The organism is Pseudomonas sp. LBUM1649 (assembly GCF_059716155.1).
In genome coordinates this window covers 4,013,927-4,035,065 of sequence record NZ_CP166807.1, presented here as the reverse complement: position 1 = coordinate 4,035,065, position 21,139 = coordinate 4,013,927, and the positions used below count along the sequence as shown (strand labels likewise).

General features: G+C 60.1%; 6 protein-coding genes and 1 tRNA gene. 5 read left to right on the top strand and 2 right to left on the bottom strand.

Going from position 1 to position 21,139, the window contains the following annotated elements; all coding sequences use genetic code 11:
- The first annotated feature begins 435 nt into the window (after nt 1–435).
- The 4 genes from ACA058_RS18560 (at nt 436) to ACA058_RS18545 (ending at nt 19,717) form a co-directional block, all read left to right on the top strand.
- Nucleotides 436–8,619, top strand: a complete 8,184-nt coding sequence (locus ACA058_RS18560; protein WP_497635331.1) for a SpvB/TcaC N-terminal domain-containing protein — start codon at nt 436–438, stop codon at nt 8,617–8,619.
- A gap of 91 nt (nt 8,620–8,710) precedes the next feature.
- Nucleotides 8,711–10,072, top strand: a complete 1,362-nt coding sequence (locus ACA058_RS18555) for a C2 family cysteine protease (RefSeq protein WP_497635330.1) — start codon at nt 8,711–8,713, stop codon at nt 10,070–10,072.
- A gap of 161 nt (nt 10,073–10,233) precedes the next feature.
- Entirely contained in the window at nt 10,234–15,879 is a 5,646-nt protein-coding gene (locus tag ACA058_RS18550) for a neuraminidase-like domain-containing protein (protein ID WP_497635329.1), read from the top strand.
- Nucleotides 15,872–19,717 (top strand): Tc toxin subunit A-related protein, encoded by a 3,846-nt coding sequence (locus tag ACA058_RS18545; protein WP_497635328.1) that lies wholly within the window; start codon nt 15,872–15,874, stop codon nt 19,715–19,717. Before ACA058_RS18550 ends, ACA058_RS18545 begins: the two co-directional genes overlap by 8 nt.
- 144 nt (nt 19,718–19,861) lie before the next feature.
- Here ACA058_RS18545 and ACA058_RS18540 read toward each other — a convergent pair.
- Nucleotides 19,862–19,949: transfer RNA gene (locus tag ACA058_RS18540), tRNA-Ser, on the bottom strand.
- A gap of 123 nt (nt 19,950–20,072) precedes the next feature.
- Here ACA058_RS18540 and ACA058_RS18535 point away from each other — a divergent pair.
- A complete protein-coding gene (locus ACA058_RS18535; protein ID WP_045057637.1) occupies nt 20,073–20,744 on the top strand; it encodes a Bax inhibitor-1/YccA family protein in 672 nt (223 codons plus the stop codon).
- Nucleotides 20,745–20,804: 60 nt separating this feature from the next.
- Here the strand turns inward: ACA058_RS18535 and ACA058_RS18530 are convergent, their stop codons facing one another.
- Nucleotides 20,805–21,134 carry a YceK/YidQ family lipoprotein gene (locus ACA058_RS18530; RefSeq protein ID WP_497635327.1) on the bottom strand — a complete coding sequence of 110 codons (330 nt, stop codon included), beginning with the start codon at nt 21,132–21,134 and terminating at the stop codon, nt 20,805–20,807.
- Nucleotides 21,135–21,139 lie beyond the last annotated feature (5 nt).

Genomic DNA, 21,139 nt, shown 5'->3' with positions numbered 1-21,139 from the left:
CTTTGCCGTCTACGTTCTGAATGAATCGCCCCGGATTTTCTAGACGCTTCGACAGGCAGCTTCTGCCCGATCTCTACCTATTACCACCGGCTGCGGCCGACCCGTATCGGCCACCCAGGTTGACTACAACCAACATCCGAGTGCGGAGCCAGAGCTGACACTGGCTGGAAGCTCGGTGCAATTCAGAGATTGGATCAATCGCTAAAAAATCTAACCCGCAATCACTTGTTTTCTAGACTCATACGCCAGATCAGTAGATCGGTTAATGCGCTGGTTGCGGGGTGCACGCACCGTGAAAACACATGAGCAGATTAAACGTTGAAAAGGCTACCCAGTCGCTGCCAGGTCGTTGGCAAGGCGCGTTGCAGTCGGGCAAATTTCTGATTCAGGCAACTGGCTAATGTTGTCAGCGGACATCAGCCAAGGACGCGCCAGATGAGCTCGGGCGACTATGCGCAACGTCCGCCGGATGGCCAGGACTCAAAAGGGGCATCAAACTTCGGTGTGCAAGCCCCCACTCTGCAACTGCCAAAAGGCGGCGGCGCCATCCGTGGCATGGGCGAGAAGTTCGCCGCCAACCCCGTCACCGGCACCGGCTCAATGTCTGTACCCATCGCCACCAGTCCTGGTCGCTCGGGTTTCGGGCCGCTACTTTCACTCTCTTATGACTCCGGTGCCGGCAATGGTCCCTTCGGTTTTGGCTGGAGCCTTTCCTTACCGTCGATCACGCGCAAGACCGACAAGGGATTGCCGCAGTATCACGACACTGACGATTCGGATGTCTTCATCCATTCCGGTGTGGAAGACCTGGTGTCCGTCCTGATGCAGGATGCCCCCACACACAGGACGGTCGATGGCAAGACCTACAATATCCGCTGCTACCGGCCACGCATTGAGGGCTTGTTCGCGCGCATTGAGCGCTGGACGAACACCGCCGACACCACCGATGTATTCTGGCGCTCGATCTCGAAGGACAACATTACGACCTGGTACGGCCGCACGGCCGAGAGCCGCATCGCTGACCCGGACCCCTCCAATCCTGGTCGCATCTTCAGCTGGCTGATCTGCCAGAGCCACGACGACAAAGGTAACGCTATCGCCTACGGCTACAAGGTCGAAGATTCGGCACGGATCTTCGAGGTGTTACCTGGCCGCAACGTACCCAAGGTGCATGAGCGCAACCGAACAGAGCAGACACGCAAGACGCAGCGCTATCTCAAATGCATCCGCTATGGCAATCGATCGCCGTACTTCCCGGCCTTGACGGCGGATGCGGCCTGGCCCGAACCGGCTGCCGCGCGCCTCAGCGATGAGGGCAGCAATGCCTGGATGTTCGAAGTCGTGTTCGATTTCGGCGAGCACGACGCCAACGCGCCGACACCCAAGGACGCGGCCATTTGGCCCGCCCGTCCGGATCCGTTTTCGTCCTATCGTGCCGGATTCGAAGTACGCACCTACCGGATCTGCCGGCGCGTCCTGATGTTCCACCACTTCCCGGGCGAAGCCGGCGTGGAGAGCAATTGCCTGGTGCGCTCGACCGATTTCACCTACTCGGACGAAGTCGCTCCTGCCGATGCACGCAACCCCGTCTACACCTTCCTCAACGCTGTCACGCAAACCGGCTATCGACGCAACAACGGCGGTTATGACCAGCGTAGCCTGCCACCGGTGGAGTTCACATACACCGAACCCATCGTGCAGGAGGTCGTCGAAGAGGTTGATCCAGCGAGCCTGGAAAACCTGCCCATCGGCCTGGACGGCAGCGTCTACCGCTGGACTGACCTTCACGGCGAGGGCATCCCCGGCATCCTTACCGAGCAGGCCGGCACCTGGTACTACAAGCGCAACTTGAGTCCGCTACCACAACCACATGCCGACGGCGCAGAGGACGTTAAGGTTTGCTTCGCACCGCTCGAAACCGTCGCCCTAAAGCCCAACGTCACCCTGAGCGCCGGAGCGGAGATCATGGACCTGGCCGGCGATGGCCTGCCCGATGTAGTTCTGATGGAAGGCCCCACCCCCGGCCTCTATGAGCATGACGAGGAGGAGGGCTGGCAGCCCTTGCGCCCCTTCACTTCGCGACTCAACCGCGACTTTCGGGACCCGAATCTCAAGTTCGTCGATCTGGACGGTGACGGCCACGCTGATGTGTTGATCTCCGAGGATGACGCTTTGGTTTGGCACGCCTCGCTCGCCGAAGAGGGCTTCGGCCCGGCACGACGTGTTGCGCAGGCGCTCGACGAAGAGAAAGGTCCACGCATCGTCTTCGCCGATGGCACGCAGTCCATCTACCTGGCCGACATGAGCGGCGACGGCCTCACCGACCTGGTGCGCATCCGCAACAGCGAGATCTGCTATTGGCCAAACCTTGGTTACTGCCGCTTCGGTGCCAAAGTCACTATGGCGTTCCAGGACAAGGAGGGTGGTTCGGCCCGTTTCGACCATTGCGATCTTTTCGACAACAAGCGTATTCGTCTGGCCGACATCGATGGCAGCGGCACCACCGACATTATTTACTTGCACTGCGATGGCGTGCGCCTGTACTTCAACCAATCGGGCAACGGCTGGAGCCAGCCCCATACACTGAAGGTGTTCCCGCGCATCGATGATCTGGTGAGTATCGTGCCCACCGACCTGCTCGGTAATGGTACTGCCTGCCTGGTCTGGTCTTCGCCATTGCCGGGCGATGCGCAGCGGCCGATGCGCTACGTCAACCTGATGGGAGGAGCAAGGAAGGACGGGGCTGCAGGCGAACGAGAAATGGCGCAGCAGAAGCCTCACCTTCTGACCGCGGTCAGGAACAATCTCGGTGCCGAAACTCGCATCCATTACGCCCCCTCGACCAAGTTCTACCTACAGGACAAGTTCGACGGCAAACCCTGGATTACGCGGCTGCCGTTCGCGGTGCATGTGGTCGACCGCGTTGAGACCTGGGATCCCATCAGCTGCAACCGCTTCGTCACCCTCTATGCCTACCACGACGGCTGTTTTGATTGCGAGGAGCGCGAATTCCGTGGTTTCGGCATGGTAGAGCAGTGGGACACGGAACAGTTCGCCGCCCTGGCCGATGGTGAGGCGCCTGCCGACAACATCGACGCAACCTCGCATGTGCCGCCGGTGCTGACCAGAACCTGGTTTCACACCGGGGTCTACTGCATGCGGGACCGTGTCTCCAACTACTTCGCCGGCATGCTGGATGGCGCCGATCGGGGCGAGTACTACCGTGAGCCGGCCTGGTCAGGCAAGGATGACGAGGCGCAGAAGCGACTGCTGCCCGATACGGTACTTCCACCGGGGTTGACCCTGGAGGAGGAGCGCGAAGCGGTACGCTCCCTCAAGGGCATGATGCTGCGGCAGGAGACCTATGCGCTCGATGGCATGGGCGTGGAGGCCGACTATCCCTATGGTCACCCCTACACCGTCACGGAACAGAACTTCACCATCCGCCTGCTGCAGCCCCGCGGTGCGAATCGCCACGCCGTTTTCTTCACTCACCCGCGCGAGGCCATCACCTACCACTACGAGCGCGAGCGCAGGGATCCGCGAATCCAGCACGCGCTGACGCTGGAAGTGGATGAATACGGCAATGTGTTGAAGCAGGCGGCTATCGGCTATGGGCGATTGATCCCGGCAACCGATCCGGCGCTCACGCCTGCGGATCATTTGATGCAACGGCTCATCCACATCACGGGCACGGAGAACAGCTTCACCAACGCGATTACGGACCAGGCCGACGATTATCGGACCCCGCTTCCAGCGCAGACGCGCACCTACGAGTTGCGCAAACCGCAACAGGAACGAAGCGGTGCCACGCTGGCGATGTATGGCTTCGACGCCATGCTGGATAACATCAATCAGGCAGGCGATGGCGGCCATGACGTCGACTATGAGGATATCGAGTTCAACAAGGCCCGGCAGGCGGCCGCCGACGATGAAGCGCAGAGCGAGAAGTACTTCCGCCGACTGATCGAGTGCGTACGCAAGCTCTACCGCCCCGATGACTGCGGCGCCACTCGGAACGACCCGCGGGCACTGCTCCCGCTAGAGAAATTGGAACGGCTGGCTCTGCCTGGAGAGAACTACAAACTGGCTTTCACGCCGGGGCTGCTGACCGAGGTCTACCAGCGCAACGGCCAACCGCTGTTGCCCGTACCCGACGCCGTCCTTGGCGGTGCTGGCGGCGACCGGGGCGGCTACGTCGATCTGGACGGCGACGGCCACTGGTGGATTGCGTCGGGCCGGGCGTTCTATCACCCGGACGATGTGGCCGCCCCCGTCGAACTCGCTGAAGCACGGGCCCATTTTTTCCTGTTACGCCGCTACAGCGATCCCTTCGCAAGCGATGCCACAGTGACCTTCGACAAACCTGCCGATCCGACGAAACCGAGGTACGACCTGCTGATGACAGAAACGCGTGACGCGCTCGGTAACCGGGTCACGGTGGATGCCATCGACTACCGCGTGCTGCAACCGCGCCTGGTCAGCGACCCGAACCGCAACCAGACCGCTGTCGCCTTCGACACGCTCGGCATGGTCGTCGGCACCGCCGTCATGTCCAAGCCCACCGACAACCCGCGCCAGGGCGACCGGCTCGATGGCCTGTTCGCGCCCGATCCGTCCCAGGCACTACTCGACACCTTCATCGGCCAGCCCCGTGAAGCAGGCCCGACGCCGGCCAGCAGCCAAGCGAGTCAGGCCGCGCACGACCTGCTCGCCAACGCGACGACGCGCATCGTCTATGACCTGACGCGTTACATGCGCCTGGGCGAACCGCCGTTCGCTGCCACCATCGCGCGCGAAACCCACGTCAGCGACCTGGGGCAGGGGACCAAGAGCAAACTCCAGATCAGCTTCAGCTACTCCGACGGCTTCGGTCGCGAGATCCAGAAGAAGATCCAGGCCGAGCCCGGGCCGGTACCCCAGCGCAACGCAGCCGGCAAAGTCATCGTCGGTGCCGATGGCCAACCGGTGATGACATCCAACAACGCTAGCCCGCGCTGGGTCGGTAGCGGCTGGACCGTGTTCAACAACAAGGGCAAGCCGGTCCGTCAGTACGAGCCTTTCTTCACCGACACCCATAGCTTCGAATTCGACGTACGCGTGGGTGTCAGCCCGGTGCTGTTCTACGATCCGGCCGAGCGCGTCGTCGCCACGCTGCATCCCAATCACTTATGGGAGAAAGTGGTTTTCGACCCCTGGCAGCAAACGACCTTCGACGTCAACGACACGGTTCTCTTGCATGTGCGCGCCGACGATCCGCTTTGCGATGCTCACGTCGCCGGCTACTTCGGTCGCCTGCCGAACGCCGACTACCTGCCCACATGGCACGAGCTGAGAACCCAGCCAGCTCATGCCGCAGCCTTTGCGGATCGCTACCCGACCGCCGAGGATCGCCAGAACGAAACGACGGCCGCGGAGCGCGCCGCCGGCCACGCCGATACGCCCACCACCGCTCATTTCGACGCCCTGGGCCGACCTTTTCTCACTGTGGCGCGCAACCGGGTGGACTGCGCAGGCCATCTGCTCCACAACAAGCCCGACGAAGACTTCCGCACCCGCGTCGAGCTGGACATTGAAGGCAACCAACGCAGGGTGTTCGACGAGCGCAAGTTGCCCGACGCTGACAACCTGCCGCTCGGGCCGCTTGAGCAGCGCGTCGTCATGCAGTACGCCTACGATATGCTTGGCAATCGTATCTATCAGCTCAGCATGGAGGCCGGAGCGCGCTGGATGCTGGGCGACGTGACAGGCAAGCCCATTCGCGCCTGGGACAGTCGCGGTCACAACTTCACGACGAAGTACGACGCGTTGCGCCGCCCGGTTGAGCAAACCGTGCGCGGCACGACCGGTGACTCCGACCCACGCACGCTGAATCGCGACATCCTGGTCGACAGGATCGAGTACGGTGAATCACTGACCAACGCTGAATCCCTCAACCTGCGCACCCGCATCGTCCGGCACTTCGATTGCGCCGGTGTGGCCACCAATGCACGGCTCGATGCCAGCGGCAAGCCGACCAAGGCCTACGACTTCAAGGGCAATCTGCAGCGCAGCACGCGGCAACTGGTCAGCGACTACAAGTCCATCCCGGACTGGTCACGCAATCCTCCACCGGAACGCGATGCCGAAACCTTCGATGGCAGCACCTGCTACGACGCGCTCAACCGGCCCATTCAAAGCATTTCACCGCATAGCAGCTTGGGTCGCGGCAAATTCAACGTCATCCAGCCGGTGTTTAACGAAGCCAACCTGCTGGAGCGGGTGGACGTGTGGCTGGAGCGTGCAGCAGAACCCGACAAGCTGCTCAACCCGACCGCCGAAGCGCCGTCACTGGTCGGTGTGGCCAACATCGACTACGACGCCAAAGGCCAGCGTCTACGCATCGACTACAAGAACAGCGCAAGCACCTTCTACCGCTACGACCCGCTCACCTTGCGCCTCTCTCAACTGCTGACCAAGCGCAAGGCGGCGGACTTCCCCCGCGATGAGCCGCAGGCCGTTGACCCCAACTGGCCTGGCAAGCAGGTGCAGAACCTGCACTACACCTACGACCCTGCCGGGAACATCACGCACATCCGCGACGACGCGCAGCAGGCTATCTACTTCAAAAACCAACGCATCGAGCCGAGTAACGACTATGTCTACGACTCGCTTTACCGACTGATTCAGGCCGAAGGTCGCGAGCACCTCGGGCAGGCCGGAGCCCCGATCCCGCACTCCTACAACGATTCCGGACGCGCAGGGATCCTCAGCGCCAATCCACCCGGTCGCTTCTCGCCCAACGACCTCAATGCGATGGGCCGCTATACCGAACGCTACGTCTATGACGCGGTCGGCAACTTTCTGCAGATGCAGCACGCGCGAGACAACGCCGCCATGGCGACCTGGACGCGCGCCTATACCTACGGCGAAGCCAGCCTGATCGAGCCCGCCAAGCAGAGTAACCGCCTGAGCCGCACAACCGTCGGCACCGCCGTGCCCGAGCCCTACAGCCATGATGCCCACGGCAACATGCTGGGCATGCCGCAACTGAGTTCGATGCAGTGGGACTACAAGGATCAACTGCAAATGACGCAGCGGCAGAAGGTTAACGACGATGATTTGGGCGCAGCCGAGCGCCACGGCGAGCGTACCTGGTATGTCTATGACGCCTCAGGGCAGCGCGTGCGCAAGGTGACGGAACTGGCCAACAACGGCGGCATCAAGGACGAGCGCATCTATCTCGGTGGGTTTGAGGTGTTTCGCAGCTATCAGGGCCCGGCCAACGCACGCACCCCGAAACTGGAGCGCGAGACGTTGCACGTGATGGACGACAAGCAGCGCATCGCGCTGGTGGAGATGCGCACGCTGGGCGATGAGCAGGATGTACTTCAGCGTCTGGTTCGCTACCAGTTCGGCAACCACCTCGGATCAAGCAGTCTGGAGCTGGATGAGCAGGCGCAGATTGTTTCATACGAGGAATATGCGCCCTATGGCAGCTCGACGTATCAGGCGGTACGCAGCCAGACGGAGGCGGCGAAACGGTATCGGTATACGGGGAAGGAGCGGGATGAGGAGAGTGGGTTGTATTACCACGGGGCGAGGTATTACGGACCATCGCTGGGTAGGTGGGCAAGCGCGGACCCGGCTGGAATAGTCGATAGCACTTCGCGATATGTATATGTCGCCAATCGCCCAACTCGCCTTGTCGATCCTAAGGGTATGCAAGGAAAGAAAACCGAAAAGGTCAATGTCGAACGGCCGAATGCAGAAATACTTGAACAGTCAGGGGTTCCGTTTGCAGAACAAGTAACGGTTAAAACAAAAAATTCCGTTGGCGCCACCATAACGTTGAAACCAGACAAAATTGTTCAAGTGAATGGGCAGTACTACTACGTAGAGGAGAAATTGGCCGAAAAAGCACTTACCGTAGTAGGCAATCCAAGGGCGAAAGCGTTTACAGAAAACCAACTTAAGAAGGGTGGGTTAAAGGCCGTAATGGAGGGTGGGGAGATTGAGATTCGTGGTGGAAAAAATCTAGACCGAATTGGGTTGAAAGTTGGCGATAAGGTGAAAGCAGGGCTACATGTCATAACGGAAAACGAGTTGCCAGTCATAATGAACTTGGCGAAGATCCTCAAATTGGCTCATTCCCAATCGGGTTCTCCGCATACGCCTCCTCCGGCGCAACAGCCAAATACCTTACCGGCTGGTCCTGCTCAGGCTGAAATTCTGGCTCCTGCTCAAGCCCCAGCTTCTACGTCGAAACAATCTTCAAATACAGAACTCTCTCCGTCATCCAAACCGACTGGCGCAGCGTCATCACCCGCAACTGCGCCCGTTGCCGAAACTCAAAAGTCGCCTGGCAGTGCGCCAAGCAAAATGGCTGCCGCGGAAAATGCGGCCGGGGTGGTGCTTTCAGTTGGGCAAGCGCAAACGCACGAAGAAGCCGCTAAAGAATTGGGCATCTTCCTCGCCCTAAGAAGGCTGGTGCCAGCAGCTCTTGGTGGTATCGGCACAATCCTGATGGGGGTTGGGATGTATGACGAATACATGAACGAGAGGCATCCTGGTCGCCAAGAAGAGATGAATGAATTCTATAGCGATCCAAGCGTAATTATGGGAATCGGAGGGCCATAGAGGCAATGCGGTCTGCGGAACGGGAAGAGTAATCAGGGCAAAAGGGGACAGACCACAAATATAGACAACGGCAACTGCAAGGAGAACTGTCATGACCAAGACGAATCCCGAAGAGCAGGTCGCTATCTCATCTGCGGTGATCAACCCCTATGCGCTCGCCGAAGTAGTTTCCGGTCGCCGGATCAAATGGAAGGAGGTCAAGGACGCGCCACGGCTCCTCGAATCTATTCTGCAGACACCTTACGAGGAGCTCTTCGATCCCAAGTACGAAGGTCCGCTCTATGTTGGCTTGCGCCTCGACGAGCGGATGAAACTGGTGCCGGCGCGCAGCCCGCTGCTCGACGTCGAGTTCACGGTAGCTGCCAACGACCTTGAGGTGCCGCTGGATTCGATCGCCATGATCGAGCGGCTGGCGGACCTGGGACCACGCTACAAGATGGAGGATGTGGGCTCGATTGTGGTGCTGCGCGCCGAAGTCGTTGGCAATCAAATGCACTTGGTCCTGCGGCTTCCCAGCCATGATCGGTTGCAGAGACTGGCCCGAGTGTTCTCGAAATCGGTGTTGGCAAAAGTCGCACCAGACCCGCAGACCGTCGGCAAATCCTCCGACTGGACCCCACCGGATTCGACGTGGGGTGACGCTGGACGCTTCTTCAACGAGACCGCTGAGTACTTCGATCCTATCCAGGGCGCTGTCGCCAACTGCTATTTCATCGCTGCCTTGTCCGCGGTCGCGTGGGCCATGCCGTTTCGTATTCGGCACCTCACGCGCACGACGGGGCAGGCTCAAGAGTCATTCACCAACCTGATCCAGTTCTTCAAGCCGGACAGCGGCGGTCAGATCGACAAGGAGATCGAAGTCACGGATACCGTACCGCTTACCGCGAGCGGCGGCTTCCTTTATGCACGATCAAGCGAGGCCGGGGAAATCTGGCCCGCCGTGTACGAAAAGGCGTATGCGAAGCTGAAGACGGGTATCACCAGCGACCATCCCGACATTCTGTCGACTGCCTGGGGCGATTGCGTGTGGGCGACGGCGCAATTGACTGGTGGTCGACGCGAGTATCACAACTCGGCAGACAACAGTGCTGACGCGTTGTGGGACATCGTGCGCGCCAATTCTCTCGGCCACCGCACATTCAATCCTATGACCGCGTGGACGTATTCATCGGGCGATGCGGCGCCGAAGAAGATCGTCTACGTCGATGCGAACGTTGTCGGGTCGCACTGCTACACGATTCTGGGCTGGGATTACCGCGACGGCCGCAAGTACATCATCCTGCGCAATCCGTGGGGAAATACTGAAGCCACAGTGCAGAACCTCTTGGGGACGGCCTGGCTCTGGGATGTCAGCTGGTGGCGCCCAATAAGCCAGGCAGTCGTGGACGGGACGTTCGCAGTCGAGGCGTCCGCGTTCAAGCAGTATTGGGCGGGGTTAGGGGTCGTGAAATAGCAGCGCAGATGGTCGTAGCGGAAACATGCGGCTCGCTTGAGAGGAATTGAACCGTGCCCAGTTCTACACCCAATCAATCGGTACATCGTCACGCGAATACTTTCGGTTGTGATGACACTGGGGTTAGCGATCTCAATGATCGACACCTGCGGAGATTTTGAATGAGCCCGATTCTTTCCCCCCTGACAGCTCTCCGTCCCGGCGATACCGGTCTGCCAGTCGCTAACCTACACGCCATCCTTGCGCGATTCGATCTCGCTGCGATACCGGTGGAGGAAACGGCGCCGCAGCAGTTCGGAAAAGGCACGGCACGTATGGTGATCAGGTTGTTTGCGCTTGCCAACATGCAGAACAATCCCGACGGGGCGATCGACGAAGACGCGACCGCCAAGCTCAACGAGTTCCTGGTGGAGCGCGGGGTACTTGCGCTGGCGCAGGGGCAGGTTCGCGACGAGTCGGGGCAGCCGGCGACTGGCTATCGTGTGCGGGTCCACGACCGCCGCAACCTCGACGGTGCCGCAGCCGCTGAGGTCGAGACTGGCGAGCGCGGCGCCTGGCGGGCGTTCTACGATCCGCGCTTCTACATCGAGGCGAGGCCTGGCGTCATCGTACGCACCGATGAGTTCGTGCCCGTGGCGCGAGCCTTTGCCGCGGACGGCACTGAGGCGGCGCGTTCGGAGCCCACTCCGAGTCAGCATGGTCGTGTAAGCATTGATCTTGTCGTTCGCGGTGAGCGTCATCCTGCGCCGGTCCCAGTGCCGTCGCAGGGTACACGCCGCGTGCGTGGTTGGTTGGAAGATAGAGACGGCGCCAAGCTCGTTGGATTCGGCGTGGAGGTGTACGACCGGGATATCGGCCCTCTGCGGCCAGAACAGTGGCGGGGCAGGGCGACGACGCTCGAAGGCGGCGCCTTCACCATCGCCTACGACGTGCGAGAAGTGGCAGCGGGTGACAGCGCGCCAGTCGTTGCCGACCTGGTGTTCCGCGTGACGGACAACAACGGGCAGCCTGAGCCGCGGCTGCAGGTGATACGACTGCCGGTCGATAGCGATCGCTCGATAACCACGCAATTGCCCGTCCCTGAGAACGAGCTTGCGCTGGGCATCCCGGCGCGGGAGGACGAGTACGTGCGCCTGGTGGCGATGTCCGCGATAGCACCGGCGGGGGTATCGGAGTTCGATATGTTGATGGTCTCCCTGGCACCGATTCTGGAGGGGCGCTCGCCTGCCGAGATGGACGAGGCTGCTAATCGCGACATCTCTTTCGCCGCCCGCGAAACGGGACTGGACGTCGAACGGATTGCCGATCTCGTCGGTGCGCATCGGCTCGTCAAAGGCGTGCTGGAAGGTACGCCGCCTGCCGCGTTATATGCGTTGATGCGTACGCTGGAACTGCGGGATGCGACGGTGATAGCGAAACGTCCACTGAAGGATCTGATCGAAGCGCTCAAATACGCGATTCCATTGTTGATCGCAGATCCCGGGGTTGCAGTCAATGCGTTGGCTACCGATATTCACCGTCGAGCAGCTCTGGTGGCGCTGCGGATTCCTGCTGCAGAAGGTGGTGGCAGTGGTATTGCCGATGCCTTGGCGGCGTACATGCCTGATGCTGCCGAGCAGGCCACGCTGCTCCAGGACTTCTCCAGTTTTGATGGATCGACACCGGAGTTCTGGCGCAGTTGGTCCGCAAGCCATCCAGGTAAGCCGGTGGATGCCATCCAGTTCTCGCTTCAGTTGGCGGCGGCGACGTCCGGCAATGTACCGCTGGCGGCAGCAATCCGGGCCGCACATCCGCAAGTTCAAACCCTGCGTGCACTTGCCCTTGAGCTTGATGCAGCAAAAGTGGCTGCGTTGATAGGGGCGACGCCTGCTCCCGAACTGCAACCGGGCGAGAGTTCCGAGGAGGGCGCAAAGCGTATTGCATTGTCGCTGTCCGGCCTGCTGGACGCGGCGCATCCAACGGCTGCCGTTGCGCGCCTGGCGGCAGGCTGGGCCACTGATGCGGCCAGTGCGGTCAACTCCGATACGGCCGCGTTGCTGCGCCAAATTGTGCTCAGTACGGACTACGAGTTGGGGTCCGGCAGTCTCAACGAATTGGCCGAAGCGCACGCCGATGTCCTGTTCGAGGGTGTGGACGATCCACAAGTTCGGGCTGGCGCGCTGGCCGGGGTGGGGCGAATAGAACGGCTCTACAGCATCAGCAGCAGCGGGACCGCGCTGTCGGCGATGACGACGGCACTGGGTCCGGGGGGCAAGCCCTTTAAAGGAGCGTTTGATATTGGCGCACTCGGAAAGCAGGCCTTTCTGGCCTCATTCACCGGACAATCACCGGAGGTCATCGCGGAGCTTTCAAGCGTGCATGAAAGCGCGCAGCTCTTTGCCGAAGCCAGCGCAAGCCTGGTGTTGGCGGCTCTGCACGAAACTTCCGATCCATCAATCGCTGCCACCAGGTCGCTTTCCGCAGTGAAGCCCATCCCGAGCTGGGCCCAGTTATTCGGCAGCGAACGGCTCAATTTGTGCGATGAATGCCGTTCGTTGGGGGGGCCTGCTTCCTATCTGGTGCAAATACTGGAGTTCCTGGACAAGCGTTGTCCGCCCAACGCGGATGGTGCGACGCCGCTCGATGTTCTGATCGGAAACGCGGTCAAAGGTATTGTTGGCATCCGGCCGGATATCGCCCATATCAAGCTGTCGTGTCCGAACACCGACAGGACAATCCCCGTCATCGACTTTCACAACAACATCATGGAAAGCCACATGGTTTTCGGCAGTGCGCTTGCCACGCCGCCGAACGATTCTTCGCCGGACCTCAGTGATGAGGAGTTAGTGGCAGCGCCGGAGCACATACAGGCCCAGGCGTACGAGATTCTGGCAAAGACGTCCTTTCCGATATCGCTGCCTTTTGACCTGCCCGAAGCAGAGGCCCGCGCGTTCCTTGAGCAGGTGGGAACGTGTCGCGAGGAAGTCATTCGCCTTTTCCAACCGAAGGACGCCGATAGCCTCGCTCGCGAGCGATTGCGGTTGACGTCGCCGGATCACGCGATCATTTGCGCGACGGCAGCCCCGGACTGGCCGTCGCCTGTTCTGTTCGGGCTGGCGCCGGCAGGTGTCGATCCGGAAGTGGGTTGGGCGGTGGGTTTGAGCACATCGTTGCCTGCGGCAGCAGCTGTTCTGGGGTTGTCTGTGAGCGAGCTCCTCGCGCTGTGTTCCACTCGTTTTGTTTGCGGACCCTGGTCGCAAGCCGATTGGGACCTCTTGACTCGCATGCCGCTTGATATCGCGTCGTTCACTGCGCTGCATGCAAGCGCGTTCGCAGCCGTCCCGGCGGATGTGCAGGACGTGCTCGACTGGTTCGGGATCCCGATCAGTGAGCTGAAAGCGTTGTGCGACCGCAATGCCGACCGCCTGCCTGGGACGATTGTCGTCGATCGTCCCAATCATACGCAGCTCGATGAGATGCACCTCGTGCATCTCGACGGCACCACGCTCAAAGAAGCCGATTGGCTTTGCCTTCACCGCATGGCCCGACTTTCGCGACGCAGCCGCATCGCGATCGCGGATCTCGATCTGGCCTTAACGGCCCTGGGCGTGGAGAAACTCGACGCCGGAACTCTACAGGCACTGGGTAGCCTGAAGGCCATCGGTGAGTCTCTCAATCTGGACTGGCTCGAACTTGCCGCACTTGTTGGCGAGGCACCGGCCGCGCTCTGGCGCCGCCTGTTCGTGGCGAGCGGCGTTGCGAAGTCGGATCCGATATTCCTTCCCGACGCAGAGGGAAGAATCAACCCTTCGCCGGTCGCAGGCATTGCAGGTCATGCAACCGCGCTGGCTGCGGCATTCGATCAGCAGGTGGCGGACATTATCGGGTTGGCCGATGCGCTTGCTCTGACCCACGTTGACAACCTTTCTGTCACGCAACTCTGGCGCGTAATCAGGCTGGCAACGGCACTGGGTGTCACAGTGGGCGAGTGGGTGCAACTGGGGGCATTGACGGAACAGCTAGTGCCGAATGGTCCCATGGCGATATTGGAACTGCTCCAGCAAGTCAGGACGTTGAAGCCAGTGCTCGGCGAAGCTCTTCGCTTCACCGGCGCATCGCCGACTGCGGAAGAAACCACGGCGTTGCAGCAGGCGAAGAATGCGGTTGCCAAGGCAGTTGAGGGTGTGGAAGCCGGACCAGGCATGCGTCGCGCGACACTCGAATCGCTGTCCGAAAGCTTCTCTGTTCCACCCGATGCGTTGGCACTGCTGGTGAAAGGGCAGGACCCACCGGATACGGGCCATGTACAGCGCATGAGCCTATTGATTGGTGCCATGTCGCTTAAGCTTGCTGATCTCATCGTGCTAACAGCGACGCAAACGCTGCCGCCCGCAGGTGCGGACCCCAGGGCTCTGCTGGCCTCGTTCCGTCGTGTTCAGACCTACGTAGCAGTCGCTGACAATCGCGTGCCCACTACGCTGACATTGGCCCTATCGGCACTGGCATCTTCGGTGGATGCGGGCTGGTCCGATCGAGTAGCCAATACCATTGCGGCCTGCCGTCTGCCCCGGCGGGGCGAAAGCGATGCCGCTGCCGCGGCCGCTGTCAAGGCGGTGGCGGATGACGTGAAGGCCATCCTCACCTTGCCGCTTCCGACCGCGCCCACACCGGCAGAGGATCCGATCCAGACGTTGGCGTGGATCGATGCACGGCTTGCCATCGCGGCGGACGCGCGTACTCCGGTCAGATCCCTGATAGACCTCGCCGCGGGCGATGTGGCAGCACTGGACGACCTGAAGCGCGGCGTGCAATCGCGCTACGAGCCGGTCACCTGGCTCCAGGTATTGCGTTCCATCAACGACCCGTTGCGGCAGGTGCGAAGGGATGCCCTGCTTGCCTTCATCAAGCAGATGAAGGGGCTGGACAGCGATGAGGCGGTGTTCTCGGAGTTGCTCCTGGATCCAGGCATGAACTCGATGGTGCTGACTTCGCCAATTTCAAATGCCATGCGAACGGTGCAGCGGTTCGTGCATACCGTGCGCCTGGGGCTGCGTAGCGGTGACAAGCGTCCCGCCATCGAGCGCGTCGATGCAGCCCAGATCAATCCGGAGTGGGATCTGTACCTGCATAGTTTTCGCATGAGCCAAGCCAATTTTGACGTGCTGGCTAATCCCTACCTCTACATGGCCCCTGATCTGCGCGATGACAAGACGTGGATGTTTAAGGAAGCTGAGGCGTTCCTGCGCCAGAACGATGCAACGCCAGACAACGTTGAACACGCGTTCCTGACTTATCTCGAACACCTGAGTGAGGTGGCGAACCTGGAAATCTGTGGCACTTACTTGCAGGAGGACTTCGCGCCGGACGAGGCGTTCCGCTTCAAGAGTGTCTTGCATGTGTTCGGGCGGAGCCGGGGCGGAACCAAACGCAGCTACTACTATCGCCGACTCAACCGCTACGAACACGCGCAGGAGTGGACGCCGTGGGAACCGGTGAAGGCTGATATTCAGGCTGTCGAGCGCGACCGTTCCTCAACCCGGGGTAAGGACGGTCGGGACACCGGCAAGCCAGAGGCCGGCGTCCACCTGCTTCCCGTGGTGTGGCGCGCAAAGTTGCACATATTCTGGCCGATGTTCGTTCGCAAAATAGAGACGTCAGACGAAAAACCGGCCATCAACATGCATGACGGCAGCACCAACGCCGAGGCGCCCCAGCCGTACTGGGAAGTTAAGTTGTGCTGGAGTTGCCTGGAGAACGGTAGCTGGACGCCGCGGCAAATGTCGTCCGACTACCACGAAACATTCGTGCTGGGGCTCTACCATGCCTAAATTCGTAATGCTCGACAAAGTTTCAGAAGCCATTTCGAATGCAATCTCGCTTCCGACGAGGCCGGATCTACCACCGACGCATGAGCTAGTGCTCAAGGCCCGATTGTCCGGCAACGACCTGTCGGTGGACCTGATCCAACAGCGCGTTGGCGAAGCAGCATTCCGGCACGCGAGCTTTCGCTTCGACGCGCAGCGTGGCGACGCAATCGTGGACGAGTTCGATATCAGCAGCATCAGCGGCGACCACCCTAACTTTTCCGGGCTCTCACGCAGGTTCATGGGCTTGTCTGGCAGCGGACGCCTGGACGTGGCGATGACCAACCAAGGTCAGCAGGGAATCCCAATTCTCAATGCCGGTCAGACCTTTCGCATCACCACGCTCAATCAGTACTACCCCCAACCGTTGTCGGCGCCGTTCTTCATGACCGACGCCCAGAGCAGCTACTTCGCAGACTGCACGCCGTCCACCACTTCAGTGCTGCAGACCATGGACAAGCCTTCAAGTGCCGTCGTGACGACTCCCTTTAGGGCGAGCGTGGCTGCCGTGGCAACATCTGCGAGCCTGGTGGGAGCGAAGACGGGCGATCCCAAGCCCTGGATTCGTGCCGATGCGCGCGTCATGTCGAGAGCAAACACTATCGACCTCAACGTGACATCGAGGCCCGCGAACGCTGCTACCGCCAGCGAATTTAAGCGTGCCGTTTACGCCGTGCCGGCCTTCAAGTTCATCACCGTTCCGACGGTCGCTGTCACCTTCAGGCCTTTCTTTCATCCCTTCGTTGGTCATTTCACCGAGACGGTGCGCCGGTACGGCGTGGAGTCGCTGTTCTCGCTTGACGTCCAGAGCCAGGCAATAGATCCGGCGTATTCCTTCAAAACGCGCTACATGCCCGATCCGAATCACGTGACCAATACCGATCTGGTCGAGGACGTGGATTTTTCTCCGGATTCGCCGTTCGGGCCTTACAACACCGAAGTGTTCCTGCACATGCCGCTGATGCTGCAGGCGTTGCTGAGCCAGAACGGCCATCACCAGGAAGGCCTGAAATGGGGGGCGCGGGTTTGCGACCTGCTAGGCGCCGAGAACGACCCGGCAGAGGCATGGAAGTATCTGCCGTTCCGCCAGACTCCCAACAGTCCAACGCTCGCGGAACTGCTCGATGTATTGTCCTCCACCCCGGGTGATCCGAAGCGCGAGATGGCGCTGGCGCAGATCGAGGCTTCACAACTGTATCCGTTCCAGCCGTTCCGTATTGCCCGGCTGCGAATGGATGCCATGAAGAAGTATGCGTTTCTGCAGGTGTTCAATACCCGTCTCGACTTGGCGGATATGCATTTCCGCCGTTATACGCCGGAAGAGGTGGACATCGCCCATCTGCACTATCTCGTCCTCCAGGCCTCGCTGGGTCAGCAGCCGGAAGTGCTGCCTATGATGTCGTCGCCACCTAAAACCTATGCCGAACTTCGCCCCCATCTGGATGAAGCCGGCAACGCGGTGCTAGTGGTCGAGTCCTCCTTGAACGGGCTTAGTACTCTGTCGGCACCTGTGCAGCCGGGCGTTAGTCAAGCCGTCACGCTCAAACTCGTCGCAAGCCGGTACTTCTGCCTTGCTCCCAACCCGAAGCTGCTGGAGTTGTGGGATAAGGTCAACAATCGGCTCGACAACATCAGGAACGGTCGCACCATCGACGGTGACCGGCGTCCGCTTGGTCTGTTCGGCCCCAAAATCGATCCAGCAGCGATGGTCCGGGCCGTGGCTGGGGGCGCCAATACGGGGGAAGTCGATCCAGAACAGGGGGGCGATCGGCCGAATCATCGCTTCTCAGTCCTGTTGCGCGTGGCCAAGGAGCGGATCGAACGACTGGCTGCGCTCAATAACCACCTCTTCCAGACGCTGGAAAAGCGCGACGCAGAGGAACTTGCGACGAAACGGGCCAAACACGAAGTCGAGATGGCCGAGTACATCGGCGAGGCACGCCAGGCCCAGATCGACGAGGCTGCCCAAAGCCTGCGTTCATTGGCACGGCAGCGTGAAGCGGTGATGTTGCGCTGGCGCCACTATCGCGAGCAGTTGGGCTTCACCGATTTGGAGGAGCCTGCCACCGATATGGAGACCGGAGAAGCCGAGAAAACCGGTCAGCGCGAGGCCAGTCGCGAGTTCAAGCTGGTTGATGGAGCCAGCGTCGGCATCTCGATCTCTGATCCCTCCGGCACCATTCCAGGTAGCATCGGCATCGGTCTTTCGTTGCAATCGGGCAAGATCCTGGCGCAGGAGCGGGAGGAAGCGCTGTTGTCCTTTGCATCCGCGGCAGCGCATGGCATCTCTGCGCACCTGGAAGCGGCGGCCGGCCTGCTACAGTGCTTGCCGGAGATCGAAGCGGCGGCCAAACCCATGGGGGCGGGAGCGGGCGTAACCGTGGGACCCAAGCAGATCGCCGGTGCCATGTCTTTCGGTGCGCGAGAGGTAGGAATGTTGGCGGGTGCACTCGCGTTCTTTTCCTCCAATGCAGGCAAACAGGCCTCGTTCGTCTGGCGCGAACGCGATTTTGCTCTACAACTCAAGTCCGCAGCCGCTGAGGTGTTGCACATCGATCAGTTGATCATTGGTGCCACCCGGACCCTGAACTCGCGGGTCAAGGACAAGGTGGTTTTCACCGAGCAGAGCAAGCGCAATGGGCAGGTTCTCGACTACCTCGAAGGCAAGTTCTCGTGTCATGACTTCTACTCGACCCTGTCTGGTCAGCTATCCAACCTCCAGAAGCAGACATGGGCGGCAGCCCTGGCCCGATTGAACGAGGCCAGGTCCGCCTTCAAGTTTGATTTGTCTGAGAAAGACTTGCCGGCGTTACCCCAAGGCCTTTGGGACATCGCCCCGCGCGGCCTGCTATCGGCCGAGGGATTGATGCTGGCTGCCCAAGCGCTGGAAACCGCCTACATGGCCAAGGACGAACAGCGCCTCGGGTTGACCAGAACCTTTTCACTCAAGCAGGTCAACCCGTTCGCCCTTGTCCGCCTGCGTGAAACTGGCCAATGCGTGTTCACGCTTTCGAAAGCATGGTGGGATCTCTACGATCCTGGCCACTTTGATCGGCGCATCGTGGAAGTGCTTGTGTCGATTCCGTGTGTATGTGGCCCGGACGTGCCAGTCGCGGCGACACTGAAGCTTCTCGAAGGCGTCGTGCGGGATGAAAACGGCGATGCGCGGCAAATTTCACTGCCGCGCCGCTGCAGCATGATCGTAACGTCAACGGGGCGGGAAGATGCCGGCACCACTTCGCGTGATCGTTCTGGTGAGCTTTACGGAGCATTTGAGGGAGGAGGAGCGGAGGATTCAGTGTGGTCCATCGATCTTCCCGCGAAATATCGCATGTTTCCCTATCGAACCATTCCGGACGTGAAGTTGACATTGCGGGTGCGCGTTCAGCAGGCGGAGAATCTGGTCCAGCCAGCTACGAATGGAGTGGCAGAGGGACTCAATGCCGTGAATCTGGGCGACGGCAAAGAGGGTGTATACCACCTGGTCAGCGCAAGATACGAATTTCCTGATGTTTGGCATCGCTGGCTCCAGGATCCGGGCCAAGACCTAAAGCACGTACTCGTTCGCGAGCATCTGCCATTTCCGTTCCGCGATGTGGCGAAGCCCAAGAGCGGCGTCGCGCTTTGGGCAAAACCAGGTCAGTCTCTTACCGAGAATGATTTCGCTACTGCAGTGCCCCTGACAATTTCTCCGCAGCCTGGTGAGTCGGATCGTTGGGACGTTTCTATTGACCAGTTGCCGCAGGGATTCGTGCCGGAGGATGCTTATCTGTTGCTGAGCTACGAGCTGCTTGAGCGGTGAAAGGCAGATGATTCAAGTAAGTTCTGAGAGAGAGTTGCGGAAATCGCTGAGAAGATGCGGAATGGGTGGCGCCACCAGCGCATCCAACCATCAAACCCCAGAAACGACAAAGCCCTGAATAATCAGGGCTTTGTCGTATAAAGATGGCGGAGGCGATGGGATTCGAACTCATGGACCTGTTACAGTCGACGGTTTTCAAGACCGTTGCCTTAAACCACTCGGCCACACCTCCGTTTGTGTTGCGGGCGCCATAATACCTGAATGAAACACACTGTCAAACTCTCTGCATAGCTTGTTACAGGGGGTCTGCTATGATCTTTGCGACTGAACGTTTCAAACCAACAGGAGTGTCGCCATGCGCGAACAGGATTACGCAGTTAATAACAGCGTGCAGGCTGAGCAGCTAGAGGTTAGCCGCGTCCTGCGCAACACATACGGCTTGCTGGCTCTCACCCTCGCATTCAGCGGCGTGATGGCGTATGTCGCCCAGCAGATGCGTGTCGGCTACCCGAACATTTTCGTGGTGCTGATCGGTTTCTACGGCCTTTTCTTCCTTACCAACAAGCTTCGTGATTCCGCCTGGGGCCTGGTGTCGGCATTTGCCCTGACCGGTTTCATGGGTTTCCTGCTCGGCCCGATCCTCAACCGTTACCTGGGCATGCAGGGCGGCGCTGAAGTGGTCAGCTCGGCCTTTGCCATGACCGCACTGGTGTTTGGCGGCCTGTCGGCCTACGTGCTGATCTCCCGCAAGGACATGAGTTTCCTCAGTGGCTTCATTACTGCGGGTTTCTTCGTGTTGCTGGGTGCGGTGGTTGCCAGCTTCTTCTTCCAGATCAGCGGCCTGCAACTGGCGATCAGCGCAGGTTTTGTGCTGTTCTCCTCGGTCTGCATCCTGTTCCAGACCAGCGCCATCATCCACGGCGGCGAGCGCAACTACATCATGGCGACCATCAGCCTGTATGTATCGATCTACAACCTGTTCGTCAGCTTGTTGCAGCTGTTTGGCATCATGAGCCGCGATGATTGATCGCCAGCCATGATTGAAAAAACCCGCTTCGGCGGGTTTTTTCATGTCTGAAAAACAGGATCACTTGGTAATGATGATGCTTCCATCGACTTGCTGCCGGTAGAAAGTATAGGGCAGCAGCAAAGTGTCGAACGCGCCGGAAAGGATCACATCGATCAGTACAATGGCTGGAGCGCTGTCATGGATCTGAGCGTCCCGTCCTTTTTCCAGAGGCGCGTTCAAATAGCAGAAGTCGTACGTCACGCCGCTGTAGATTCGGGGAATTGCGCCGCAATAACTTTTTTGTTCCTTGAGGCTTCTTGCGGCCACTTCATCTGCGCGCATAACCGTCTGGACCGTACCGCATCCCGCAAGCATCAGCACCGACAGCAACATAAACCGGATTTTCATACCGC